Annotated in this window: 22 protein-coding genes and 1 riboswitch; of the genes, 8 read left to right on the forward strand and 14 right to left on the reverse strand. The window is 40.8% G+C overall.

Annotated elements, in window-relative coordinates:
• Window positions 1–134 precede the first annotated feature (134 nt).
• The 4 genes from ntrC to glnA all read right to left on the reverse strand — a co-directional run bounded on the left by ntrC (window position 135) and on the right by glnA (window position 4,731).
• On the reverse strand, window positions 135–1,520 hold the full coding sequence (gene ntrC, locus P20480_RS15480) for a nitrogen regulation protein NR(I) (protein ID WP_008126997.1): 1,386 nt from the start codon (window positions 1,518–1,520) through the stop codon (window positions 135–137).
• Between the two features lie 14 nt (window positions 1,521–1,534).
• Window positions 1,535–2,605 carry a nitrogen regulation protein NR(II) gene (gene glnL, locus P20480_RS15475; protein ID WP_008127000.1) on the reverse strand — a complete coding sequence of 357 codons (1,071 nt, stop codon included), beginning with the start codon at window positions 2,603–2,605 and terminating at the stop codon, window positions 1,535–1,537.
• 83 nt (window positions 2,606–2,688) lie between these two features.
• On the reverse strand, window positions 2,689–3,210 hold the full coding sequence (locus P20480_RS15470) for a DUF4124 domain-containing protein (protein WP_277053767.1): 522 nt from the start codon (window positions 3,208–3,210) through the stop codon (window positions 2,689–2,691).
• 114 nt (window positions 3,211–3,324) lie between these two features.
• Entirely contained in the window at window positions 3,325–4,731 is a 1,407-nt protein-coding gene (gene glnA / locus P20480_RS15465; RefSeq protein ID WP_006791335.1) for a glutamate--ammonia ligase, read from the reverse strand.
• 505 nt (window positions 4,732–5,236) lie between these two features.
• On the opposite strand from glnA, the gene typA reads away from it, so the two are divergent.
• Entirely contained in the window at window positions 5,237–7,057 is a 1,821-nt protein-coding gene (typA, locus tag P20480_RS15460) for a translational GTPase TypA (RefSeq protein ID WP_006791334.1), read from the forward strand.
• Between the two features lie 289 nt (window positions 7,058–7,346).
• Here typA and P20480_RS15455 read toward each other — a convergent pair whose 3' ends face one another.
• The 4 genes from P20480_RS15455 to P20480_RS15440 all read right to left on the reverse strand — a co-directional run bounded on the left by P20480_RS15455 (window position 7,347) and on the right by P20480_RS15440 (window position 10,546).
• Window positions 7,347–8,075: a CBM9 family sugar-binding protein gene (locus tag P20480_RS15455; RefSeq protein ID WP_033024963.1), complete on the reverse strand. Its 729-nt coding sequence runs from the start codon at window positions 8,073–8,075 to the stop codon at window positions 7,347–7,349.
• 72 nt (window positions 8,076–8,147) lie between these two features.
• A complete protein-coding gene (locus tag P20480_RS15450; RefSeq protein WP_008127010.1) occupies window positions 8,148–8,573 on the reverse strand; it encodes a BLUF domain-containing protein in 426 nt (141 codons plus the stop codon).
• Window positions 8,574–8,661: 88 nt separating this feature from the next.
• Window positions 8,662–9,750 (reverse strand): MBL fold metallo-hydrolase, encoded by a 1,089-nt coding sequence (locus P20480_RS15445; protein ID WP_008127012.1) that lies wholly within the window; start codon window positions 9,748–9,750, stop codon window positions 8,662–8,664.
• A 142-nt stretch (window positions 9,751–9,892) separates the two neighbouring features.
• Window positions 9,893–10,546, reverse strand: coding sequence for a DUF2959 domain-containing protein (locus tag P20480_RS15440; protein WP_006791329.1), 654 nt, complete (start codon window positions 10,544–10,546; stop codon window positions 9,893–9,895).
• An 85-nt stretch (window positions 10,547–10,631) separates the two neighbouring features.
• On the opposite strand from P20480_RS15440, the gene P20480_RS15435 reads away from it, so the two are divergent.
• Together P20480_RS15435 and dtd are read left to right on the forward strand one after the other, a co-directional pair.
• Complete coding sequence (locus P20480_RS15435) at window positions 10,632–11,534, forward strand: virulence factor BrkB family protein (protein ID WP_008127015.1); 903 nt, start codon at window positions 10,632–10,634, stop codon at window positions 11,532–11,534.
• Window positions 11,535–11,972, forward strand: a complete 438-nt coding sequence (dtd, locus tag P20480_RS15430; RefSeq protein WP_008127017.1) for a D-aminoacyl-tRNA deacylase — start codon at window positions 11,535–11,537, stop codon at window positions 11,970–11,972.
• Here the strand turns inward: dtd and P20480_RS15425 are convergent.
• Window positions 11,956–12,681, reverse strand: coding sequence for a spermidine synthase (locus P20480_RS15425; protein WP_008127019.1), 726 nt, complete (start codon window positions 12,679–12,681; stop codon window positions 11,956–11,958). The two genes, dtd and P20480_RS15425, sit on opposite strands and share 17 nt — an antisense overlap.
• Window positions 12,682–12,853: 172 nt before the next feature.
• Between P20480_RS15425 and P20480_RS15420 the strand changes: the two genes are divergently transcribed.
• The gene (locus P20480_RS15420) at window positions 12,854–13,747 is read left to right on the forward strand and encodes a bifunctional GNAT family N-acetyltransferase/hotdog fold thioesterase (protein ID WP_008127021.1); all 894 of its coding nucleotides are present in this window, start codon (window positions 12,854–12,856) and stop codon (window positions 13,745–13,747) included.
• A 69-nt stretch (window positions 13,748–13,816) separates the two neighbouring features.
• On the opposite strand, the gene P20480_RS15415 is transcribed toward P20480_RS15420, so the two are convergent.
• The 5 genes from P20480_RS15415 to dapA all read right to left on the reverse strand — a co-directional run bounded on the left by P20480_RS15415 (window position 13,817) and on the right by dapA (window position 19,027).
• Window positions 13,817–14,851, reverse strand: coding sequence for a phospholipase A (locus P20480_RS15415; protein WP_008127023.1), 1,035 nt, complete (start codon window positions 14,849–14,851; stop codon window positions 13,817–13,819).
• A gap of 203 nt (window positions 14,852–15,054) precedes the next feature.
• Window positions 15,055–16,176: a succinylglutamate desuccinylase/aspartoacylase family protein gene (locus tag P20480_RS15410; protein WP_008127024.1), complete on the reverse strand. Its 1,122-nt coding sequence runs from the start codon at window positions 16,174–16,176 to the stop codon at window positions 15,055–15,057.
• Window positions 16,177–16,181: 5 nt separating this feature from the next.
• Complete coding sequence (locus P20480_RS15405; RefSeq protein WP_008127026.1) at window positions 16,182–17,387, reverse strand: PLP-dependent decarboxylase; 1,206 nt, start codon at window positions 17,385–17,387, stop codon at window positions 16,182–16,184.
• A complete protein-coding gene (locus P20480_RS15400) occupies window positions 17,387–18,127 on the reverse strand; it encodes a 2,3,4,5-tetrahydropyridine-2,6-dicarboxylate N-succinyltransferase (RefSeq protein WP_006791320.1) in 741 nt (246 codons plus the stop codon). Before P20480_RS15400 ends, P20480_RS15405 begins: the two co-directional genes overlap by 1 nt.
• Before the next feature lie 15 nt (window positions 18,128–18,142).
• Window positions 18,143–19,027: a 4-hydroxy-tetrahydrodipicolinate synthase gene (dapA, locus tag P20480_RS15395; protein ID WP_008127030.1), complete on the reverse strand. Its 885-nt coding sequence runs from the start codon at window positions 19,025–19,027 to the stop codon at window positions 18,143–18,145.
• A gap of 128 nt (window positions 19,028–19,155) precedes the next feature.
• Window positions 19,156–19,352, reverse strand: a riboswitch (Lysine riboswitch).
• A gap of 191 nt (window positions 19,353–19,543) precedes the next feature.
• On the opposite strand from dapA, the gene P20480_RS15390 reads away from it, so the two are divergent.
• From P20480_RS15390 to acnB, 4 genes are all read left to right on the forward strand, one after another.
• On the forward strand, window positions 19,544–20,248 hold the full coding sequence (locus P20480_RS15390; protein ID WP_006791318.1) for a DNA-3-methyladenine glycosylase I: 705 nt from the start codon (window positions 19,544–19,546) through the stop codon (window positions 20,246–20,248).
• A gap of 2 nt (window positions 20,249–20,250) precedes the next feature.
• Window positions 20,251–21,660, forward strand: coding sequence for a protein adenylyltransferase SelO (locus tag P20480_RS15385; protein ID WP_008127033.1), 1,410 nt, complete (start codon window positions 20,251–20,253; stop codon window positions 21,658–21,660).
• Window positions 21,661–22,049: 389 nt separating this feature from the next.
• Window positions 22,050–23,105, forward strand: a complete 1,056-nt coding sequence (locus tag P20480_RS15380; RefSeq protein WP_006791316.1) for an OmpA family protein — start codon at window positions 22,050–22,052, stop codon at window positions 23,103–23,105.
• A gap of 292 nt (window positions 23,106–23,397) precedes the next feature.
• Window positions 23,398–25,995, forward strand: a complete 2,598-nt coding sequence (acnB, locus tag P20480_RS15375; RefSeq protein WP_033024975.1) for a bifunctional aconitate hydratase 2/2-methylisocitrate dehydratase — start codon at window positions 23,398–23,400, stop codon at window positions 25,993–25,995.
• The last annotated feature ends 77 nt before the right edge of the window (window positions 25,996–26,072 follow it).

Here is a 26,072-nt window from a genome sequence, read left to right on the forward strand (position 1 = left end):
ATTCTAAATTAAAATTTGACGCTCGTTGAGCGTAAATTCCTTAAAAAAATGTAGCCTGTTAATTATTTCCATTTGTTTGAACAATGGAATGTGTTCGATTAATTTCATTCGATATCAAAATTTAATGCACATTGTTAGCTAATATTGCGCTCTTTTAATTTTCGGGTCAATGTATTGCGACCCCAGCCTATTTTTATGGCGGCATCTTGTTTGTGACCCGAACAATTAGCAAGTGCTGTTTTAATTAAGCGTGTTTCTAGTTGTGCCTGTATGTCTGGCCAAATATTTTCTTTACCTTGTTTTAGTTCATTATTAAGCCATTGCTGAAAAGCATCCAGCCAATCACCTTCCTCTTGTATTGGTGTTACTTCAATAATTTCAGGGGGCAAATCTTGCTCTGTAACAAGCTCGCCTGGTGCCATAACCGTTAACCAACGACAGGTGTTTTCAAGTTGGCGAACATTGCCTGGCCAGTTAAATAAACGAAGTTGCTCTGTGGCTTTAGGGCTCAATACTTTGCTTTCTACTTGCAGATCTTTAGCGCTCTTATGTAAAAAGTGTTGCGCTAAGCGCTCAATATCTTCGGTGCGTTCACGTAAAGCAGGTAAACGAAGGCGTACTACATTTAAGCGATGGAATAAATCGTCCCTAAACTTACCTTGTTTAACTAAGTCTTCTAAGTTTTGATGTGTTGCGGCAATAATGCGTACATCAACTTTTATACTTTGATGACCACCAACACGGTAAAATTCTCCGTCGGCAAGTACGCGAAGTAAGCGTGTTTGCACATCTAAAGGCATATCGCCAATTTCATCTAAAAATAAAGTGCCGCCATTGGCTTGTTCAAATCGACCTTTTCGCACGGTATCGGCACCGGTGAACGCGCCTTTTTCATGGCCAAACAGCTCAGACTCAACTAATTCTTTAGGTATTGCAGCCATATTAAGTGCAATAAATTGGTTTTCTTTTCGCGGGCTGTGATTGTGAAGTGCACTTGCAACGAGCTCTTTACCTGTGCCCGACTCACCATTAATCAAAACACTCATGCTAGATGCTGAAAGTTTACCTATTGCTCTAAAGACCTCTTGCATAGCGGGTGCTTCACCAATGATGTGAGCACTTTTAGGAGGCGTTTGCTTACGTTTGGTTTTTTTTGTGGAATTTGCTCTAAATGCGCTTTCAACAAGTGCAACGGCTTCATTTAAATCGAATGGTTTAGCTAAGTACTCAAATGCCCCTTTTTGAAAGGCGTTCACTGCCGAATCTAGGTCTGAGTGCGCAGTCATTATTATTACTGGCAAGCCAGGGTTTTGTTCTGCGATGAGTTCAAGTAGGGCCATGCCATCCATACCGGGCATTTTCACATCCGATACTAAAACAGTAGGTTGACTAAACTTCAATGCATTGAGTACATCTTGCGCGTTGGCAAAGCTTTCTACATTAAAACCAGAGCGTTCAAGTGCTTTTTCAAGTACAAAACGAATTGATGCATCATCATCTACAAGCCAAACTGTTTTCATGGCAACTCCAAACATTAATCTGCAAAGGGCAGATAGATATTAAATTCAGTATGTCCAGGCCAGCTATCACATTCAATATAGCCATCGTGCTGATCAATGAGCGTCTGTGCAATCGAGAGTCCAAGCCCTGAGCCACCTTCTTTGTTGGTGATCATAGGGTAGAACAATGTTTCACGTATGCTGTGATCTATGCCTGGTCCGTTATCAGATATTTGGATCAACAAGGCTTTTTTAGGTGCCTTACCTGGACGACGGTGTTGATGATTAATACGCGTTTTTATTTTTATCTCACCACCCTCAGTAAGCGCCTGCTGAGCATTACGAACAATATTTAAAACCACTTGTTGTATTTTACTCTGATCAATAAACACATTAGGGATACTAGGATCGTAATCTTTTTTTAATTCGATATTTGAACAATTATCGAGTGTGCTTAACTTCACTACCGATTCTAACGCTTGGTGTATATTAACGTAAGATTTTTGTGGCAGTTGATTAGGCCCTAAAAGTCTATCTACTAGTTCACGTAATCTGTCTGCTTGCTCAATGATGAGCTCAGCGCATTGATTTCTTTCTTGCTGATCAACCTCATATTGCAATAATTGCGCCGCTCCGCGAATTCCACCTAAAGGATTTTTAATTTCGTGTGCCAAGCCTCTTATTAAGTTACGTGCTGCTTGGTATTGATGCATTTGATTTGAAGCTTGATCGTGCTTTATTTCATCGTCCGTTTGACGACATTCTAATAAAATATACGCAGTACCTTTAAAGTTAATTCGCCTTGAATTAACACTTACTTTGGCATGGCGAGAATCGCTAAAGACTACGTCAGCTCTGTGTTGTTGGCAATCAACGCCATCAATTAATGAAAACTGCGCGATGCGTTTTAAGTCAATTGAATGGTAATTAAAAAGGGTATCAAAGGGCTGTTCGAGTAAGCGTTTAGTGGCAAGCCCAAGTAACTCACTGGTACTGGTATTGGCATAAAAAACGGTAAAATTTTTATCGAGAAGCATAACTGCCGTTGTTTGATTTTGCCATATGGCATCAAGCAGTTCGGGGCTAAAATTTTTGTTATTAATCATGTTTGCACCATTTTAGTGCGCAGGTGTTTACAGGCCAGGTTTTATCTTAAATGAGCTGCTGCGCCTAAGTATTAAGTTTCGCTTTAATTGCTATGGATTTTGCCTTTTCTGCGCATATTAAATATACGTGGCTCGCTCACAGCGATAATTTGGTTTTTCTCGTTAAACAGTCTTAGTTGAAGCATATGTTCACCGGCTTCAACATCAGCAATTGCAAATACTGAGTTATTTATTGCAGGGCCGTTTGCTTCTCCATTAACAAGCAATTGAATGGTATAGCCTGCTTTAAAGCTCGGCATTACGCGGCTGGTGACGTATATTGTGCCGGTATTTTCATGAATGGTTTGATTGTGTTCAGGTGACGTAATGGCAATACCAAACCCTGTTTTTTTAGTATGGGATTGGCTGCTGAGAGTCGCTATATCTTTAGCGGGCATAGTTAAGCTTTGGCTAGAGAGTTTTACCTCTGTCGCACCTTTACGCGGTGTATCTGAAAACACTAAAACGCCGTTTTGATCTTTCCAAGCGTAAATTCTTTTTTCACCCGCATAACCATAATTACTTAATCCTAAAGTAATCATTAGCAATAAAATCTTACTATTCACCCTGCTACCCTGCAATTTTTATGATTGCTTAACTTTAGTGGAGTTTGATTTAATTTACCATTAAAAAAGCCCGCTAAGCGGGCTTGAGAACACACATTCTTTTACAGTGTCAAATTAACAGCTGTAGTACATTTCGAACTCAACTGGGTGAGTTGTCATGTTAAGTTTTTCAACTTCTTGACCTTTAAGTGCAATGTAAGCATCGATTAGGTCGTCAGTGAAAACACCACCTTGAGTTAAGAACTCGCGGTCAGCACTTAATGCATCTAGTGCTTCACCAAGTGAAGATGCAACTTGTGGAATTTCTGCTGCTTCTTCTGCTGGTAAGTCGTATAAATCTTTATCCATTGCATCGCCAGGGTGGATCTTGTTTTTGATACCGTCAAGGCCAGCCATAAGCATTGCTGAGAAAGCAAGGTATGGGTTAGCTGTTGGATCTGGGAAGCGTACTTCGATACGACGACCTTTCGCAGATGGTACTACTGGGATACGGATTGAAGCAGAACGGTTACGTGCAGAGTATGCAAGCATTACAGGTGCTTCAAAGCCTGGTACTAAACGTTTGTACGAGTTAGTTGATGCGTTAGCAAATGCGTTAATAGCTTTAGCATGCTTGATAATACCGCCAATGTAATAAAGCGCTTCTTCAGAAAGACCGCCGTATTTATCGCCAGCAAACAAGTTAACACCGTCTTTAGCTAAAGACTGGTGACAGTGCATACCAGAACCGTTATCACCAACAATTGGCTTAGGCATGAATGTAGCTGTTTTTCCGTACAAATGAGCCATGTTATGAATAACATATTTCATTTCTTGGATTTCATCTGCTTTTAAAACCATGCTGTTAAAACGCGTAGCAATTTCGTTTTGGCCTGCTGTTGCTACTTCGTGGTGATGTGCTTCTACTACTTGACCTAGCTCTTCAAGTACTAAACACGTAGCTGAACGCCAATCTTGTGAAGAATCTACAGGTGAACAAGGGAAGTAACCGCCTTTAACACCTGGACGGTGACCAGTGTTACCGCCTTCATAATCTTTATCTGAGTTCCATGCCGCTTCTACAGCGTCAACTTTGTACATTGAACCAGACATGTCTGATTTGTATTTAACATCGTCAAAAAGGAAGAACTCTGGCTCTGGGCCAAATAATACGGTATCAGCAATACCTGTAGAGCGCATGTAATCTTCAGCACGTTTTGCAACAGAACGCGGGTCACGCTCGTAGCCTTGAAGTGTAGAAGGCTCTACAACGTCACAACGTACGATTAATGTTGTTTCTTCAGTGAAAGGGTCAAGTTTTACTGATTCAGCAACAGGCATTAAAACCATATCTGATTCGTTTATGCCTTTCCAACCAGCAATTGAAGAACCGTCGAACATTTTACCGTCTTCGAAAAAATCTTCATCAACTTGGTGATGAGGAATAGATACATGTTGCTCTTTACCCTTTGTATCAGTAAAGCGTAAATCAATGAACTTAACGTCATTTTCTTTAATAAAATCTAAAACCGATTGTGACATGTGTCCTCCAACTATTGGGTTTTATTATTGCTGCATAATTGCTTTGGGATTTATTAAGCTGATTTTGTGCCATTTTTATAACTCTATGTTTATAGGTTAAAAAAACTTAGTTGCTACAATGTGGGGCATAAAATAGCACCACTATGGTGCGGTTAAAGTCCACTTTGGTGCAGGTTATGTGCACTATAATTTGTTGTTAATTTAATCGCTCGAAATCAGCATAACCTAAATGCAAAAGAGTGCCAAAAATATCGTATAAATAGTGTAAACTGCATTTTTGAAAAATAATGACAATTTATTTCATATAATTGTCATATATAAAACAGATACTTAGTAAAAGTATTGAGAAAGTTTTGAAATTTGTATTGGATAAACTTTCATCCATGTCATTAATGAGGGATAATATGCGCCCTTTTAAATCCTATGCTTGGACATCTCGTGAAAACGCAGATGAGTGCGTAGATCTTGCAGGATCATTGAGAATTTAATTTCTCTGAGTAAATATATGAGCATCGAACAGTTAAGAAATATAGCGATTATCGCGCACGTTGACCACGGTAAAACAACTCTGGTTGACAAACTACTTGAGCAATCAGGTACATTAGAAACACGCGGCGGTAACGAAGAGCGCGTGATGGACTCAAACGACATTGAGAAAGAACGTGGTATTACCATTTTAGCTAAAAACACAGCTATCTCTTGGAATGATTACCATATCAATATCGTAGATACCCCGGGACACGCCGATTTCGGTGGTGAAGTTGAACGCGTACTTTCGATGGCTGACTCAGTATTATTACTTGTTGATGCTCAAGAAGGTCCAATGCCACAAACGCGTTTCGTAACGCAAAAGGCATTCGCGCAAGGCTTAAAGCCAATCGTCGTTATCAATAAAATTGATAAGCCAGGTGCACGCCCAGATTGGGTTATGGATCAAATCTTTGATTTATTCGATAACCTTGGTGCAACTGATGAACAGTTAGACTTTAAAGTAATCTACGCATCAGCTATCAACGGCTGGGCAACATTAGATTTAGACGAGCCATCAGACAACATGGAACCTATGTTCAAGATGATCGTTGACGAAGTATCACCACCGGATGCAGATCCTGAAGGTGACTTCCAAATGCAAATCTCTCAGCTTGATTACAACTCGTATAAAGGTGTAATCGGTATTGGTCGTATTAAACGTGGTTCTGTTGCGACTAACCAACAAGTTACAGTTATTGGCGCTGACGGCACGACTCGTAACGGTAAAATTGGTTCAGTACAAAGCTACTTAGGCCTTGAGCGTATCGACACTGATAAAGCTTATGCTGGTAACATCGTTACTGTAACAGGTTTAGGTGAGCTTAAGATTTCTGATACGCTTTGTTGTCCTAACAACGTTGAAGCATTACCACCACTAAGTGTTGATGAGCCAACAGTTACAATGACGTTCTCTGTAAACAACTCACCGTTCTGTGGTAAAGAAGGTAAGTTTGTAACATCACGTAATATTCGTGAGCGTTTAGACAAAGAATTAGTACACAACGTAGCACTTCGTGTTGCAGATACTGACAACCCAGATAGCTTCCGCGTATCAGGTCGTGGTGAATTACACCTAGGTATCTTAATCGAGAACATGCGTCGTGAAGGTTATGAGCTTGCTGTATCTCGTCCAGAAGTAATCCTGCGAACTGTTGATGGCGTGTTAGAAGAACCGTATGAAACACTAACGATTGACTGTGAAGAAGAGCACCAAGGTTCTATCATGGAGCAAATTGGTCTTCGTAAGGGTGAACTTACTGACATGGCACCAGATGGTAAAGGCCGTATGCGTATGGACTTTATGATCCCAAGCCGTGGCTTAATCGGTTTCCAAACTGAGTTCATGACACTTACTTCGGGTTCTGGTTTACTTTACCATACGTTCGATCACTACGGTCCGCACAAAGGTGGCGAGCTAGGTGTTCGTAAGAACGGCGTAATGATTGCAAACGCAACAGGTAAAGCACTTACTAACGCATTATTTAACTTACAAGAGCGCGGCCGTTTATTCATCGGTCACGGTGTTGAAGTTTATGAAGGTATGGTTATTGGTATTCATAGCCGTGATAACGACCTAACAGTTAACGCGCTTAAAGGTAAGCAACTTACTAACGTTCGTGCATCTGGTACAGATGAAGCACAAACATTGACACCACATCTGAACTATTCACTTGAGCAAGCGCTTGAGTTTATTGCTGATGATGAGTTAGTAGAAGTTACACCTGAGAACATTCGTATTCGTAAGCGTCATTTAACTGAAAATGAGCGTAAACGTGCGGGTCGTGCTCCTAAGTAATAGCCTATTAATTTAGAAAAATGATTTCAAAAGCCGCTGTATTGCAAAATACAGCGGCTTTTTTGTTTTTAAAGCAAGAGAAGCTTTCAGTTTTTAGTTATCAATATTGAGCTCTAAAAGCGCAGCGCCTCTTGTCCTCTTTGTGAAAAATTCACTTAAAAATTTTTGTAGAAAGAAAAGAGAACGAGAAGTAAAAGAGCAAGCGCTAAAACAACTGATAGTTCAAAGCCTCTATTTTGTTGGTTTTTTTGTTGTGTTTCGCTGCGCCCAACCTATACGCTAACTTACATCACTTTTTTGGTAGTAAGGTGATTTTGCCAAATACATCTGCGTCTATAAATCCTCGGTTTCTGTCACCGTTCACTGGCTGTACTTCGTGTGACCCCATAAAGTGCTCGCGTGTTTCACTGCCATCGTTATCGCAATACGCGAGCATAAAGCCAATAACTTGTTTTTCTGTTAATTTAAGCGGTGTATTTTTTGCGCCTTGTTGATAATCATTCGGGTAGAGTTTTATCGCAACTTCCCAAGTAATGTTATAGGGTGCAGTGGTATTGCGTTTCCAGTTGCTAACTAAGTGGTCGGTATACAAGTGCGCTTTTTTATCAGGGCCGTAATCGGCAGCTTGGTTATCAAGGCCAATGTGGTACGCTAAAGCAGTGTGGTTAAATTGGTGAATCCCGCCCGATGCATCGCTATCTATAAATATTTCAAGGGCATCGTCATCCCAATATTTATAGGTAGGGTTTGGGTGTGTATCTATTAAAACGTCATCTACAATATCGGCTTGTAAGTATAAGAATTTTTCATCCCACAATAAGCGATAGCGGCCTTTAAAATCGGCTTCGTTTGAAGGCAATGTACCATCCATTAAATGTGGCATATCGTGCCAAGCAGCCTCATCCCATGCGCTTTCAGATACGCCATCAATGCTAATAGGGGTTGATGTGTATTTAACGTCTGCTGCCATTATTTGGCTGCTGATCACTATGCTCGTGGCTAAGAGTACTTTTTTCATTAATTGTTCCATTAATTAAAGTTGGCTTAGCTTGGCTTAAGTTAACATTAAAAACAATAATACATGCGCATTTTAACTAATAGCACCTGTAATGCAGCCTTTTAACGCTAGCATTAATAAGTGGGCACTTTCGCCAGACATTTTAAATGGATTAAAATCAACAGAGCCTGAAAATTTCAGATTCAGTGATTCGGTTACTCTAGATTGTGGAACATAACCCATAGACCACTTTTCAAATTCTCTTTCTGGAATTTGGGTATAGTTAAGCATAATTACATTGTGGTGACGTTTGTCGTTTAATATTTGTTGATAGGTATTATTTACTGCGGTTCTGGAGCCTTCAAGGCACTGTAAAAAGTATTCGTTACTAAAGCAAAGCATGCCGGTAACATGTGTTTTTACATTATAGGTACGAGCACTTTGTAAAATACTTTCTATATCTTTTGGGCCAAAGCCGTCTGAAATTTTGCTTGCGTAAATGAGTCGTACTAGAAACATAATAACCCCACATTGCTTAGTTAATTAAAGATAGTTCAGCTAGAGGGTTATTACGAATTATGTTGATGTATTTCAGCTGGTGGGCAATTTAAAATTTAATACTTTCACCTTCATTTAAAATATAAAGCGGCACGGGTGATTTCATTGTTTCATGCATGTGTAATAAACGTAGTAAAGCCGAATGACTACTTCGGTCGCCCATTTTCCATGATGAGTTACCGTACCCCCACGGTATCATGACTTTACAGTTAAGCTCGTGTGCGGCCTTAAGAGCATCTTCTGGGGTTGTATGGACATAACGATACCACTTGGGATTATCTTCGCTGTAGTAAGAGGCTATCGGCATTAAGCACACATCAATATCGCCATACTTTTGCTGAATATCGCTAAAGTGTTTGGAGTAGCCAGTGTCGCCTGCAAAAAATAAGGTACTGCCATTTTGTTCAAGTAGCCAGCCATTCCATAAGTCTTTATCGTTGTCTTCGTAAATAAAGGGTACTAATACACGGCTGCTAAAGTGATGCGCTGGTAGTGCATGAATGGTTAAATCATCAATTTTAGTTTTTGCATACCACGCCATTTCGCTAATATTAAGTCCTGCGTTTGGAAAGTTATCTGCCATGCCTAATGGTGCTAAGTAGCGAGGTTGATTACCTATTTCTTCTATGTCTGATTTATTAAAATGATCGTAATGAATGTGCGAATATATAACGGCATCTAGGTTTTTAAGTTCGCTTTGAGTAAGCCAATCACCAGGTTGTCTATAAAACCCAGAGGCAAGCTTAAATGCTAAATCAACGGGTGAGTCAAACTGCTCTTTTACGGGGTCGAACACTACATGCTGTCCATTTGGTGTTTGGATCATAAAGCCAGCATGGCCTAACCAGCGTATATTAAAGCCAAGGTTTAGCTGTGGCTTTAATTGCTCAGCGTTAAATGTGCAATTTTCAGCAGTGGTTTCGCATATTACATTCGGGTGTTGTGGGTAGCAGTCAGCTTCACAAGTAACCGGATAGGTTTTATCGCTCACATAAAGGTTGTGATAACGCCCTTCACGCTCACCTGATTCATGAATTGGCGTTATGCTGTCTTGCCCAGCAATTACATTTACAGTGTTTGCGCTGCAGGCGGCTAAGAAGCTTGAGGTAATAAGTAAGCACAGAGTATGTAATTTCATTTCGACTGTTGCTATTGTTTTAAAGAAGTTTAAGCTTATCAAAAGCTATTTATTAAACAATGTGTTAATCGTAACAAAAAATAATCACAAAAAAGCCCGTTAAAATTAACAGGCTTTTAGAGCTGTTATAAAAATAGCATTATTAGGCTTTGTTCATTTGCTCAATAAACTTATTTGAATCGGCGATTGACTTGTTCATGTCGTTCATCAGTATCTGAATGTCGCGTTTAAGGTTAGTAAATTCACCTTTTATAGCAGCAACTGCCTGTGCATTTAAATTATGCTTTAAGTACAAAACGTTATCTTTTAGTGATGATAGTACTGGTTCCATTTTACTTTCAGCACTGCGCATTGAACGAAGAAGCTGATCAAATTGGCGCTTAGTGGCATTAAGTTTTTTACTGCTTTCGCGTTTTAACGAAGCGCTTTTGTACTGTTCTAATTCATCGCTCCACTCGTCAAACAAGGCTTCAGCAACATCTTCTACTTTATTGATATTGGTAGTAACGTCGTCTGCGGCTTTAAGGCTTGATTCGTAATCGTCATTTAGTTGATTGTAAGCATCTTGGAGCTCACCGCCATCAAAATTAATTAGTGTAGTTAAACGCTCAAGCGCTGACTGAAACTCTTCTTGAGATTCTTCTTGTGACTCTTTGGTTTCTTCTACGCGGTCAATAAGAATGTCACGTTTGTGAACACCTACTTTTTCCATTGCAGAATAGTAAGCTGATTGACACCCAGATAATGCTAACGTTAGGGCAAGTATTGATGCGCTTAACAGTGTTTGTTTTTTCATTTGATTCCCTATTTACGTGTAAGTGCTGTAAATTCCGGTGCTGATTGTTATGATAATCAAAACTCGATAAGCACAAGTCAATTGTATGAATGATAAGCTCTCCCATTACAAACAGCAAGTTAAGTCCTTTATGCGCCAGCAACCCGGTTGGTGGATGCAATATATTAATCGTTGTATAGACGATCAAATTACAGTCAATGCTGGTTACCTTGCTTACGTAACTCTGCTTTCATTAATACCGCTTATCGCTGTAGGGGTTGCAATATTTTCAGCGTTTCCGGGGTTTGAATCGACTCGTATGGAAATAGAAAGTTTTTTGTTTACTAACTTTGTGCCGACCTCTACGGATGTGATCAGAGAGCATATTAGCTCCTTTGCAGGCAATGCCAATCAAATGACTGCAGTGGGTATAGGTTTTTTAGCCGCTGTTGCATTACTTTTAATACGCAATGTAGATGCAACACTTAATCGCATTTGGCGTATTAAGAAAAAGCGCCCAATGATGATTTCATTTGCAGTGTATTGGATGGTCTTGAGTTTAGGCCCTGTATTACTGGGCGCAAGTATTGGTGTAACTTCATACATTGTGTCGTTAGTATCGTTTGCTGATCAAGGTATTCCAGGGTTTAGTGGATTTTTATTAAAATTACTTCCCTATGGAATTTCGATGATGGGCTTCATCATGCTTTATACCTTAGTGCCAAATACACGCGTATCGTTTAGAGCCGCTGTGCCAGGGGCATTGTTTGCTGCACTTTTATTTGAGCTAACAAAAAAAGGGTTTGCACTTTATATTAGCCACTTTCCTTCATATGAGGTTATTTACGGTGCGGTAGCAACAATTCCTATTTTATTTGTGTGGGTGTATTTAGCGTGGGTAGTTGTACTTTTGGGCGCCGAATTTACGGCGTGTATTAGCCCAAATGATATTGAGGATACCCCAGAAATAGAACTGGAAGAAGAACCTAAATCAAAGGATATAAGTTAAATGCAAGGGCTAATACAGCGCGTAAAACACGCAAAGGTAGAAGTTGACAACCAGGTAATTGGGCAAATAGAGCAAGGTATTTTACTTTTGTTAGGTGTTGAAAAGGCAGACGATAATGAGGCAGCTGATAAGCTTCTACATAAAGTAAGTAATTACCGAATTTTTACCGACGAAAACGATAAAATGAATTTAAGTTTAAAAGACATGGGTGGTGAATTATTAGTTGTTTCGCAATTTACGTTAGCCGCAAATACTAAAAAAGGAATGCGTCCGAGCTTTTCATCTGCAGCGACCCCAAGCCAAGCTAACGCGCTTTACGAGTACTTTGTTGATCAAGCTAAAGCGCAAGGTATTAGTGTTGCAACCGGTGAGTTTGGTGCTGATATGCAAGTGAGTTTATGTAACGATGGACCGGTTACGTTTAACTTATCTGTTTAGGGTGTTGTTTACTAATGATCACTATATGGTTAACGTAACCTGAAATTTTATGAGGGTATACTGTATAACCAAATACATCGAATAATAGCTTTTGGAGCTGTTTTAACTGTGAGTTATGTTGCGATAAAAAGTTAATAAATAGTTTGCCGGTAGTGTTAAGTGCAGCGTGAATTTTTTCATAAAATGCGTGCTCAAATAAAAATCGGGGCGCATCTATCTGGCAGAATAAATCTAATATAACCCAATCTATATTACGCGCTGAAGTAAGTACCACCTGTGCATCATCGCATAGTAAATTTTCGTTACTGCTTAATGCAAAAAACTGCGAATAACATGCCAATATGCCTGCATTTTTTTCAACTGACGTTATATTTACTTGAGGGTGTTGCTTAAGTAAATAGTTACGAATAGCCCCACCGCCCAATCCAAGTTCAAGCACGTTATTAGGTGGTGGCAGTGTTTGCCATTGCGCTGCTAAATATTGCAAGTGAGGAAACAACAGTGTTTGTGGATTATTGACGTCGATAATGGATTGCAATGTGTTGTTTATTAATAGCCAGCGTAAATTACCATGCTCGCGAACTTGAATGTGATCGCCATTTACGTTTTGCCAATAAAGTAGCGTTCCTTCATTTTGGCTGTTTTCAATAAAATGACTGTTAATTAGGCCTGTTGAGGCATCAATGTATGTGGTCATGTTATTTAGCATAAACCAGCTTTAGTAAAGCGCAATGGGATCTGTCATTAATTTTTTACGTATTTTAAAAGCTTCACCAAAGTCGTATTTGCAGTTTTGTTAAGATGGAGTATGGTATTTGCCATCAATAGGTTGAGGCCTTTTTAAATTTTTACATGCGGCTTTTACAGCAACAGGAGTAAGTATGTTTCAGGTAAGTACCCCACAAAGTAGCGAAGATTGGCAAGCTTATTATCAATTACGCTGGCAGGTTTTACGCGCTCCTTGGGGGGAACCAAGAGGTTCTGAACAAGATGATTTAGAACAAGACGCTGAACACCGCTTTATAAAAAATAAAGAGGGTGATGTATTAGGTGTGGCTCGATTACATTTTAATAACCACGAGCAAGCTCAGGTTCGTTATATGGCTGTGGCTGAAGGTAACCGAAATCAGCATATTGGTAGTCGCCTGTTACACGATTTAGAAAAAATAGCGTGGACACAAAATGCCGATGAGCTGGTGTTATTTGCACGTGAGCGAGCGCTTGAATTTTATAAGCGTCATGGGTACGAATTAAAAGAAAAAGCGCACTTGGCATATGGTGACGTACAGCATTATAAAATGGTTAAGCAAAAACCGAGTGAGCCGGGTTGGTTCCGCCATCCAAATTGGACTCAGGTACTGCAAAATATCTGGCGAGAATCAATTCCTATTAGTGATGCAATGGGCATTAAAGTAGAAAGTTACACCGATTGGCAATTTACAACCAGCGCTGATTTAGACGCTAATTTAAATTTACATAACACCATGTTTGCTGGTTCTATTTATAGTTTAGCGACATTAACTGGCTGGGGTGCAACGTATTTGGCGCTCAAAGAAGCGGGACTTGAAGGTAGCATAGTTTTAGCCGATGCGAGTATTAAGTACCTGAAACCACTCAATACAGATCCGCGCGGTTGTGTAGATTTACAAGCGTGTAAAGGCAAATTAAGCGATTTAGAAGCCGATGGTAAAACAAGTTATGTGGTACCGGTAATCATTTATGATGGTGACAACGTAGTTGCTGAGTTTGAAGGTGTTTTTGCCGTAAAAAAATAACGAGTAATTTTTAATTGAAAAAAAGCCAAGCACTTAATAATTAATGCTTGGCTTTTTTATAAGCTGATATTACAACAAATCAGTTAATAATATACCCACACCAATACGCTCAACGTCGGCGTTATAATCTATTAGGCTTTCACCGTAGCCGTTAAAGTATTGCGCGTAGCCACGAACGCGGCCCCACAAAGGAAATGACCAATCAAGCTGAAGTGCACCACGATTGTCTGAATTTAAATTATTGCGAGTCATAAAGCTAAATTCATGGTCGTGATAACGATAAGCACCGCTAAATTCAAAGTACCCCATGTATTTGTAAATATCAGGGTTATCATCACCTTTTGCATCTAGCAGGTTTTCTTTTTCGTCTTCAGCTATGCGATACCAAGGTTTAAAGCTAAAAACAAAGCCTCGGTTTTCCCATATGAAGTCGGCGTAAATACGGTTCCACGAACGTGAGTTTGGTTGGCTTCGACCATTTGACTGGTGTGAAATACCTAACACAATAGCCATTTCATCGCCCCAAAGTACGTTTTTTGGATCCAGATAATTTATCCAAAAAATTTCAGGTTCGTAGTTGGTTTCACGAAATGGCGATGAAATTTCTGAGTTATAAATTTGCCAATACGATTGCAGCGTAAAACCAAAATACAAGGCTTGGTCTTCGTCAGAAAATTCGTCAAACAAGGGAACCTTGATTGAAAGTTGATATTTTGCTTCTAAGTTATCGAGCGTATCACCATCTTGTTCATCGGTGAGCTCATCAAAACGGTCAAAAGGGCGATCGTTAGGATGCGATACGTATGATAATGGCAATATGTAATTACGTTTGTGGGGGGTGATTACATTACGATTTTTTTTACCAACCTCTTCACGTGCTTGGCGTTTATCGAGTGCGGTCAGTTGTTTGTTTTCTTCCAGTGCAGAGCATTTTTTACGAAGCTCATCGAGTGTTTGCTTGCCATCGCCCCCAATCACTTCATTCAAAATACATTGCTTGACGAGTTCTATACTGCTGTCTTGCTCGTTTGTTTGTACTTCGTCTTGCGCAAATGCTGCGGTACTTAGTAAAGCTGAAAGGGTGATCCAGTGGCGCCAGCTCATTGTAATTCCTTGTGAGTATTGGGTAGGTTGTGATTTATTTTATTATAACGCTTTTTACATTAGGTACAGTGAACTTTTACTGAACTATTCACATTACGTTAAAAGCGGTACTAACAGATCAAAAGAAAAGCGGCCAAAGCCGCTTTATCTAATGTACATTAACTTAGGAGATTAATGTACTCTCACGCAATGAGAAGGGTGAGCTATAGCTCAAATACGTTTGTAAAAAATTTATACAACTCAGTGCCTTGATTTACGCTTGCTGAGGCAAAGTGCAAAATAGCGATAGCATCGCAATCAAGAGTCAGCGTTTGTAATGGTTGTTCACTTAGGTAGCGTTCCATACGTAAAATATGTGCGATGGGCTCGCCTGCTTTAATATGACCACCAAGTGGTGCTATATATTCAACCATGCCGCCAATAGGCGCGTAATAGGCAAAGTAGTCATCTAGGTTACACGCATAGCGAGTTATATTAGCTGGTTTATGCAGTGCATCTACTAATACGTTCTTATGATTTAGGTAGCATAATATGCTCTTTGCATCGTTGAGTGCTTCTTTTAAATCTATTTTTTCTTGGCTACCTAGCTCAACTGTAAAGGCTTCTACCTGCACGTTGAACGAACGCCCTTGCGCGCTAAGTGCATTGCTTAAGTGCCACCATGGGCAAAAGCTAGCTTCATCCATAGCGCCATCAAAGTCGCTTGGGATCAGCAGTACATGTTCAATATTAAAATAACGAGCACTGTCTGTTGCATAGGTTGGGCAATATAAATGCTTACTTGAAATAGGGCCTGTGTGTAAATCGAGTACTATGTCGGCTTGGTGCGCAAGCTTTTGCAAATTAAGCGCAATGCGTTTACCGGTATTAAGTAAATATGCGGGGCCGTTAAGTTTGGCATCTATTTCATCAATTAGGGCAGCTTTAAAATTACTTTTTAAAGCTGCATCGTCGTACTGACTATGCTCGTGTGCAAACTGGGTAACTAAATCACTATTGTAGTGATACATACGGTTCCAGTTAGTGCCCGTAATAGGGTCGAATCGGCCAAGGGTAAATTCCCCTGATTTTTGATTACAACCTATAGGGTTAGCATAAGGTACTAAGGTAATGTCGCCTTTTAAATTGAGCTGTTTCAACTGCTCTAGCAGCTGAAAAATAACCGCGTTACCTTGTACCTCGGCGCCATGCATATTGGCTTGAATATACACGCTTGGACCTGTGCGGTCGCCTTTTAAGCGATACACAGGGATAGTGAGAGGCAAGCCGTTAGCTACTTCCCCTACTACAATGTTTTCTTGGCTAATGGGTGTTGTTATGCTCATGTTTATTACCTTAAGTAGTGACTGGCATCTTCTGCTTGGCGCACACAGGTGAGCTCGCCATTTTGTAACACGTATTCTGCAGCTAGTTCATGGCATAAAAAATAGGGCATGCTTTCGGTAAAGCCATAGGCGCCACATTGGCTAAACACCAGCCAGTCTTGCTCGTTTAAATCGCTTGGTAGGGTATGCTCGCCTAAGCAATCAAGGGCAGTACATAATGGGCCATATAGGCTCATTGCTTGTTCTGGCGCCGTTGATTCGCGCAATAACGCCGCAGGAAAATCTTGGCTTGTAACAGCAGGGCGCAATAAGTGGTTAATACCACCGGTTAAAATAACTTGCTGTTGGCCGTAGTTTTGTTTGCACTCTACTACGGGGTTAGCATAATGCCCGCATTCACCTACAGCGTAACGACCAAGCTCCATCCAAAGCTCGTCTACACCTGCATCTTTTTTAATTTTAGCAAGCGCGGCTATAAGGCCATCCCACTCAAGTGTTTCTTCGTTTGGGGTGTAAGGAATACCTAAACCGCCGCCTAAATCTAAAATTTTAAGGTTTATATTTAAGTTATTAGCCAAGGTGGTAAGCGGTGCAATCATTTGCGACCACAGCTCGCTTAGCTTTTGCGTGCTGAGCATGTTGCCCCACTGAAAAATATGCAGGCCATCAAAATTAAGTGCTGGGTAATCGCCAGTATTGAGCGCTTGCCATTCATCGCAGCCAAGCCCAAACGGAGTTAGGCTGTCGCCACCTAGTGGGTTTTTTTCACCTTCAGGCCAACGCAGTTGCACACGCAATAATACTTGCAGCTGCGTATTTTGCAGCTGCGCTTGCTGGTGTAACCAACGTACTTGATTGAGGCTTTCGGCAACAAATATGCGTACGCCGCGCTCGATAAAGTGTTTAATTTGTTTAGGGCTCTTTGCAGGCCCTGTGTTGAGCACGCGCTGCGAACTAATACCTTGTGCAAGGACTTGTTCAAGTTCACCTTTACTTGCTACGTCAAAGTTAAAGCCTGCGCTATCTAAGCTTTGAATAACCTTAGACAGCGGGTTCGCTTTTACTGCATACCAAAGTTTTACATCGGTTTGCGCAACTAAGTGCGCAAGGTGTGCGTTTAGTTTATCTAGGTCGTAAACAAAAAAAGGTGTATCAAGTTGCTGTGTAAGCGTATTAACAGCGGTTTTGATTGGCGTGCTCAAAAAGCTCATTATCGTAAAACCTCTTCTAGCAATAATGATGCATCGCTTTGTTCGTCGCGGTATTTAACAATTAACGCACACGACATGCTTAAGCCTTGCTCTCGTGCCCATTCGTTAGATGCCGGGCGAGAGCCAGGTATTACAATTGCGTATTCTGGAATTGGCTCGCCTTTATCTAGCTGGCGCTCGTTTACGCAGTCGTATACCGGAATGGTTGCAGATAAACGCACGCCTGGTGCCAGTACCGCGCCTTTTTTAACCACTACGCCTTCAACAATGACACAACCAGCGCCAATAAACGCATCGTCCTCAACTACAACTGGGCTTGCACCAATTGGCTCAAGTACACCACCAAGTTGCACGGCTGCGCTTAAATGCACATTTTTACCAACTTGTGCACACGAACCCACTAATGCGTGGCTATCAACCATAGTGCCTTCGTCGATGTATGCGCCAATATTTACGTACGCTGGTGGCATAATAATAGTGCCTTTAGCTACGTAGGCACCACGACGAACGCTTGAACCACCTGGTACCATACGCACGCCGTCGTCAGTGCTAAACTCTTGCGGTGCAAGGTTGTGCTTGTCAACAAACCCGCCTGCAAACTCGGTGTTAGTGCCATTTTTAAAGGCTTCTAAAATGCCTTGTTTTACTTCTACGTTAGCTTCCCATTGGCCGCTTTCGTTTTGTGATGCTGCGCGTACTGCGCCCGATTCTAAATTATTAAGTAGTTCTAACCAGCTCATTATAAAAACCTGTATTTAATGCCAAGATAAAATGGTGTCGTTTGCAGTGGTAATGCAATCGGTTTGCGTTAACTCAAGATGCGTTAAAGGCGGGCGCAACAACGGGCTACTTAAGCGGCCTTGTTGGTGCATTAACACTTTAACAGGAATAGGGTTTGCTACAGCAAATAGGCTATTAATAGCGCGAGTCCACTGAGCAAATAAATTGGGGTGTTGACCGCTTAGGCTACGTTTTACAAACTCGTGCGTTTGTTTTGGCCATGCGTTTGCCGCAACCGATACTAAGCCTTTTGCGCCAGCTTGTGCGAAATAGGGCATAAGTGCATCGTCGCCACTGTATAGCGCTAAATTAGGCGCGGCTTGTCGGTATGCTTCAAATTGGGTGATGTTGCCACTGGCTTCTTTTAAGGCCCACAGTTTTGGGTGCGCTTTTAAGTTTTCAATGGTTTCGATAGGAATGCTTACACCGCTGCGCCCAGGTACGTTGTACAACATACACGGATGCGCGCTTTCGTTTAATAAGCTTTCGTACCAAAGAGTTTGACCTACAGCTCCTGGTTTTGCATAAAGAGGCGAGCCTAATAAGAAGCTGTGAATAGGTAATTGGTTACAGTAGCTAACCCATTCTTTTTGTTGAGCTAAATTACTACCACCAACAGCAACCATAAGCGGTACACTGGGTTTTAATTGGCACACATGCTCAACAATCGCTTGTTGCTCTTTAAGCGTAAGGGCTAAGCCTTCACCTGTACTACCGAGCAGTAAAATACCGTTGTGTGCTGCTTCTTGTTCGCTAACAAGTGTTGTGAGCGTGTCGTAGTCAACATTACCTTGTTGATCAAACGGCGTAACAAGCGCTGTCCACAGTGCGTAGTCGTCTAAATTGAAATTATTGATCATCTCTTACGAACCTATAAGGTGTTCGAGATATTAAAGGGGCTGTATGATGTGAGCCGCATTAACGTCGTTCGAACAGTATTCGAAGAGCGAATGGGCTTAAAATAATAGGGCGCACGGCCTTATTATTTAAGACCAGAAGCTCTCCACCAAACTAATAAGCTGTTTTAAAACAGCTATTGGTGACAGTCGCTAGGATTCAACCTAGTCGCCCGAAGTAATTGCTTCGCAAAAGCGTTTACCTCTCGGCGGTATTCCCCTGACGTATGCTCACTGGAGTTTGCGCTCCTAACATACGCTACCTGAATAACGCACCTCTTCTAGCCCTTTGTATTTTGTTTAACCGCAAAAGGTTTAACAAAATACAATTTAAATAGGGTAATTGCGGCGATTAAAACATTTTAGCCGTCTAGGTGTCAAGTTGCAGGATACAGATTAGTTCATCGAAAATGTGGGTGGTTACGTATTGGCTGCTTTTCTCGTAAACTAACCCTATGAGCAGCGAGGTATTTAATAAGTATGGAAAAATTTAGCGATATTTATAAGCGAGCAGTAGAGCGAAAAGGCTCTGAAAAAATGCTTAAGTTATTACTCGCAAAACCCTTATCTAAAAAAGCATTAAGCACGTTAAGTGACGACGATTGGCTTGAAGAATTTACCCGAAAAGTTTTTCAAAGTGGTTTTTACTGGTCGGTAATAAACAGCAAATGGCCGGGCTTTAGAGAGGTTTTTTGGGAATTCAGCGTTGATAAGCTATTAATGATGCCGCCCGATATGCTCGAGCAAAAAGCGAGTGATGAGCGTATTATTCGTAATTATAAAAAAGTGAAAACAATTCCTGAAAATGCCTACATGATCCACGAAATAGCACAGGAATATGGCAGTTTTAGCAAGTTTATTGCCCAGTGGCCAACAGATAATATTATTGGTTTATGGGCGCATTTAAAAAAACACGGTGCCCGATTAGGCGGTAATACAGGCCCTTATGCCTTAAGAGCACTTGGCAAAGACACTTTTTTACTTTCGCGAGATGTAGAGAGTTACCTAAGGGCACATAAAATTATTGATGGTGGGCTGCAAACTAAAAAATCACTCACTGCTGCGCAGGCATTTTTTAACGAAATGCAAAAGCAAAGTGGTTTAAGTATGCAAGAGCTAAGTTTAATTGTGGCCTATGGTGTGGGTGACAATCGCGTAGGTATACGTCAACAGTCAGGAAATTAACCATGAAACTAGTGCCGAGATACACAGACATAGCAGATAATTTCGCAATAGAAGATCAACCATCAAGCGTTGCAGCTCCGCAACTGCTTTTGTGGAACGAAGCGTTAGCACAGCAGTTTAATATAGGTGTTGAGCCGCAGCTGCGTCCTAGTACCTTTGCAGGCAATGAATCACAGCAAATAAAGTCGGTAGCGCTTGGTTATTCTGGGCACCAGTTTGGTCACTTTTCGCCGCGTTTGGGTGATGGGCGAGCGCATTTGCTTGGTGCTATAAATGACGATAAAAACCAGCTGTGGGACATTCAGTTAAAGGGCTCAGGCGCTACCCCGTATTCTAGAGGTGGCGATGGGCGATGTGCATTAGGCCCTGCTATTCGTGAATACGTAATGAGTGAAGCTATGCACGCATTAGGTATTCCCACTACTCGTTGTTTGGCTGTGGTTGGTACCGGCGAAGCGGTTTACCGTAATCCGCCTCAACCAGGGGCTGTTGTTACTCGCCTAGCAAGCAGCCATATTCGTGTTGGCTCGTTTCAATACTTAGCAACCCAAGGCGATGCTGAGGGATTAAAAAAATTAGCTGATTTAGCCATTGAACGCCATTACCCTGAAATAACGAGTGAAGGCCCTGAGCGGTATATCGCTTTTTTGACAGCAGTCATTAGCAATCAAGTGAACTTGATTATTAATTGGATGCGCGTTGGGTTTGTTCATGGCGTTATGAACACCGATAACACGCTCGTAAGTGGCGAAACTATAGATTATGGCCCGTGTGCAATGATGGATAGCTTTGATTTTGACACCGTATTTAGCTCTATAGACAAGCAAGGCCGCTACTCTTTTGGTAATCAGCCAAATATGGCGAGTTGGAATTGTGCTCGCTTAGCTGAAAGCCTTATCCCATTAATTAGCGATGATGAAGAAAAAGCTGTGTCATTACTTACTCCAGTTATACATCATTTTTCAGAGCAATTTAATACTCAATTTACAGTAATGTGGAGCAAAAAATTAGGCCTGGCTGGTGCAAAAGAGGGCGACAAAGAGCTTGTTTCTGAGCTACTAACATTATTGCAAGCACATCATCTTGATTACACCAATACTTTTGATGCACTGACGGAGTTTGTGAATGGCAATGCAACTATTCCAAAAGAATTAATTGAGTGGGCGAATAAGTGGCAAAGCCGAACAAGTAACGATAGCTACAAAACCATGCGAACAGCCAATCCACGTATAATTCCGCGAAATCATATAATTGAAACAATATTAGCTGAATATAATGAGCTTGGTTCAAGTAAACTGATGAGCCGTTTTGTAAAAGTAGCTAATAAACCGTACCTGTTCAGCGATGATATAGCCGAATTTCAAGAGGTACCGTCAAATGATACCGACTATAAAACTTTTTGTGGTACTTAAGTGTTGTAAAAATAGATAAGTTAATGATTATAAATAACGATATTTTAGCACAGAGATGTTCATTGATTGAGCAAAGCAAATTCCGGTGTTACTATCTAAACATAAAGATAAGTTAGTTTCATTGTGAGCAAGAACAATTGATTGAGTTGTCTTTGTGTCTTCTGCAGATTATCGATTTATATGATCAACTAGTTGGTTTCTAGCTAGGTAAAGTTTTAAATTTCACCTAAACTGATCTGTTGGATATCGTTATATCGCATTGAAAAAAATTATAAACTTTATTTTTCGTTAAGTATTGATTAACAAAAGTTGAGTTAGTCTGTATAAAACTCAGTGAGCTAGTACTTAATTAGCCACAATTTATTAGTTGTTAAAATGGGAAGAAAACAATGAAATTAAAATCACTAACTATTGCAATTGCGTTAGCTGCAACTAGCGTATCTACATTTGCTGCTGACAAGCAAGAAGGTTTCTACATTGGCGCATTTGGCGACTACTATGATGCGTCTTGGGAAAATATGAGCGCACAGGCTGGTCTTGACGTAAACGAGTCAACTGGCTTTGGTCTTGAAGCGGGTTACCGCTTCAGCGATTTTTGGAGTGCTCGTTTAGAGTATGCAGATCTTGATTTCAATGCATTCGACAAAGCCGCTGGTAACCGTAACAACATCGACGGTAGCCGTTTTGGTATTGATGCGCTTTACCATTTAGATGGCGGTCCTTTCTACGGTTTAGTTGGTATTAAATCAATGGACGTTGTTGATGACAACACGTTCTTAAATGCAGGTGTTGGTTACAGACACTTCATTACTGACAACTTATTCGCTAACGTTGAAACTGCTGTATATCAAGGTATTGATAAAGGTTACACAGATGTTGGCGCTAAATTAGGTATTAACTATTTCTTTGGACAAAACACTATGCCTGCTGAGCCGGTACAGCCTGCGCCAGAGGTTGTTGAAGTTATGGTTGAGCCAGTAGACAGCGACAATGATAATATTTTAGATGCTGATGACAAGTGTCCTAATACACCAATGACAGATGCTGTTGATGGTACTGGTTGTACTTTATATGAAGATAAAGAAGTAACTGTGAGCTTATTAGTAACGTTCCCTAACGACAAAGCTGCTGTATCACAGCGTTACTTAGACGACATCGATCAAGTTGCATCTTTCTTAAAAGATTACCCAGATACAACAGTGCTTTTAGAAGGTCATACTTCAGCAGTAGGTAAAGCGACTTACAACAAAATGCTATCTAAAAAGCGTGCTGATTCGGTAGCTAAGCAATTAATAGCTGACGGTATTGCATCTGACCGCATTACTACGGTAGGTTTAGGTGAAGAGCGCCTTAAAAATGAAGCTAACACAGCCGCTGCACACGCAGAGAATCGTCGTGTTGAAGCGCACATCAAAACAATCAAAACAGTAAAAGTTTTACGTTAATAGATTATTTTGATTATAAAAACCCAGCTTATGCTGGGTTTTTTTATGGCCGCTATTTATGCTTGTCTACCTAAATAGTAATGATTATTACTTAACAAGTATTCATGGAAATAGAATTTCCCGTAACTACTATTCATAGTGTTTATAGTCGGTATAATCAGTTGTGTAACTGGATGGATTTTCATCTATCTATAAAAGCTTTATAATTACGCGTTAGAATACTATAAGTATTGGGTAACAAGTGCGCATGAAGCGCTACCGAATACTTTCACGTCACCAAGAGGGCAATATTGTGCTACAAGAATATCGTAAACACGTAGAAGAACGTGCCGCGTTAGGTATCGTACCAGCGCCATTAGATGCTCAGCAAACTGCTGATCTTATTGAATTAATAAAAACCCCACCGGCAGGTGAAGAAGAATTCATTTTAGATTTATTAATCAATCGTGTACCACCAGGTGTTGATGACGCTGCTTACATCAAAGCAGGCTTCCTAGCCGCTGTTGCTAAAGGTGAAGCGACTACTTCTCTTATCTCTAAAGAAAAAGCAGCTGAATTATTAGGAACAATGCTAGGCGGATACAACATCGCGCCAATGATTGACCTACTTGATGACGAATCATTAGCGCCAATCGTAGTAAAAGGCCTTTCAAACACATTACTTATGTTTGATGCTTTCTACGACGTAGAAGAGAAAGCCAAAGCGGGCAATGCGTTTGCTAAGCAAATTATCGAATCTTGGGCTGCAGCTGAATGGTTTACAAATAAGCCAGCAGTAGCTGAAAAAATCTCTGTTACTGTATTTAAAGTAACGGGTGAAACAAACACCGATGACTTATCACCTGCACCAGATGCATGGTCACGTCCTGATATCCCACTTCATGCTTTGGCAATGCTAAAAAATGAGCGTGATGGCATAAACCCAGATAAAGCAGGTGAAGTAGGTCCTATCGTTCAGCTTGAAGAACTAAAAACTAAAGGCTTACCACTTGCTTATGTAGGTGACGTTGTAGGTACTGGTTCTTCTCGTAAGTCAGCTACTAACTCTGTGCTTTGGTTTATGGGCGATGATATCCCATTTGTACCAAATAAACGTGTTGGTGGTGTATGTTTAGGTAACAAAATTGCACCTATCTTCTTTAACACAATGGAAGATTCTGGCGCATTACCAATCGAGTTAAATGTTGACGAGTTCAACATGGGTGACCAAATCGACATCTACCCATACGAAGGTGTTGTTAAACGCCATGGTACTGATGATGTTATCTCTACTTTCGAACTTAAATCAGATGTAATCCTTGATGAAGTTCGTGCTGGTGGTCGTATTCCACTTATCATTGGTCGTGGTTTAACAGACAAAGCACGTACATCTTTAGGTTTAGGTGCTACTGATGTATTTAAAGTACCAGCAGTGACTGAAGAGTCAGACAAAGGCTTTACACTAGCGCAAAAAATGGTTGGTAAAGCATGTAACGTAGCCGGTATTCGCCCAGGCCAATACTGTGAGCCTAAAATGACTACTGTAGGTTCGCAAGATACTACTGGTCCTATGACACGTGATGAACTTAAAGACTTAGCATGTTTAGGTTTCTCTGCAGATTTAACAATGCAGTCATTCTGTCATACCTCTGCTTACCCTAAACCAATTGACGTAAACACGCACCATACGCTTCCTGATTTCATAATGAACCGTGGCGGTGTTTCACTTCGTCCAGGTGATGGTGTAATTCACTCGTGGTTAAACCGTATGTTATTACCAGATACCGTAGGTACTGGTGGTGATTCACATACTCGTTTCCCATTAGGTATTTCGTTCCCAGCGGGTTCAGGTGCAGTAGCATTCGCAGCAGCAACAGGTGTTATGCCACTTGATATGCCTGAGTCTATTTTGGTTCGCTTTAAAGGTGAAATGCAGCCAGGTATCACATTACGTGATCTTGTTCATGCAATTCCTTACTACGGTATCAAAGAAGGCTTATTAACGGTTGAGAAGAAAGGTAAAATCAACGAATTCTCTGGCCGTGTACTAGAAATTGAAGGTGTTGAGCACTTAACTGTTGAGCAAGCATTTGAACTATCAGATGCATCAGCAGAACGTTCAGCTGCAGGTTGTACTGTTAAGCTTTCTAAAGAGTCTATCTCTGAGTACCTTGAGTCTAACATTGTTATGCTTAAGTGGATGATCTCTGAAGGTTACGGCGATGTTCGTACAATCGAGCGTCGTATTACTGCAATGCAAGATTGGTTGGCTAACCCAGAACTTATGGAAGCTGACGCGGATGCAGAATACAAGCACGTACTTGAAATCGACCTAGCTGATATTAAAGAGCCGGTACTTTGTGCTCCGAATGACCCAGATGATGCGCGTTTACTATCTGACGTTACAGGCGAGAAAATCGATGAAGTATTTATCGGTTCTTGTATGACTAATATTGGTCATTTCCGTGCCGCAGGTAAATTATTAGATGGCTTTACTGGTCGTATTCCAACACAACTTTGGGTTGCTCCACCAACGAAGATGGATAAAGACCAACTTACAGACGAAGGTTACTACGGTATCTTTGGTCGTGTAGGTGCACGTATTGAAACTCCAGGGTGTTCACTGTGTATGGGTAACCAAGCACGCGTTGCAGATAAAGCAACGGTTGTTTCTACCTCAACACGTAACTTCCCTAACCGTTTAGGTACAGGCGCAAACGTATTCTTAGCATCAGCAGAACTTGCTGCAGTGGCGGCAATTTTAGGTAAATTACCTACTCCGGCTGAGTACCAGGAATATGCAGCGAAAATCAATGCAACGGCAGCAGATACTTACCGTTACTTGAACTTCCACCGTATGCCTCAGTACACTAAAAAAGCAGACAACGTAATTATTCAGCAAGCTGTTTAATTTATAGAGTTTGAATAAAAAACCCGCTTCGGCGGGTTTTTTTATTGTTTAAATATAATTTAGATTATTCATGCTTT

Origin of the sequence: Pseudoalteromonas sp. BSi20480 (assembly GCF_000241365.1) — a bacterium.
Taxonomy (GTDB): Bacteria; Pseudomonadota; Gammaproteobacteria; order Enterobacterales; family Alteromonadaceae; genus Pseudoalteromonas; species Pseudoalteromonas marina.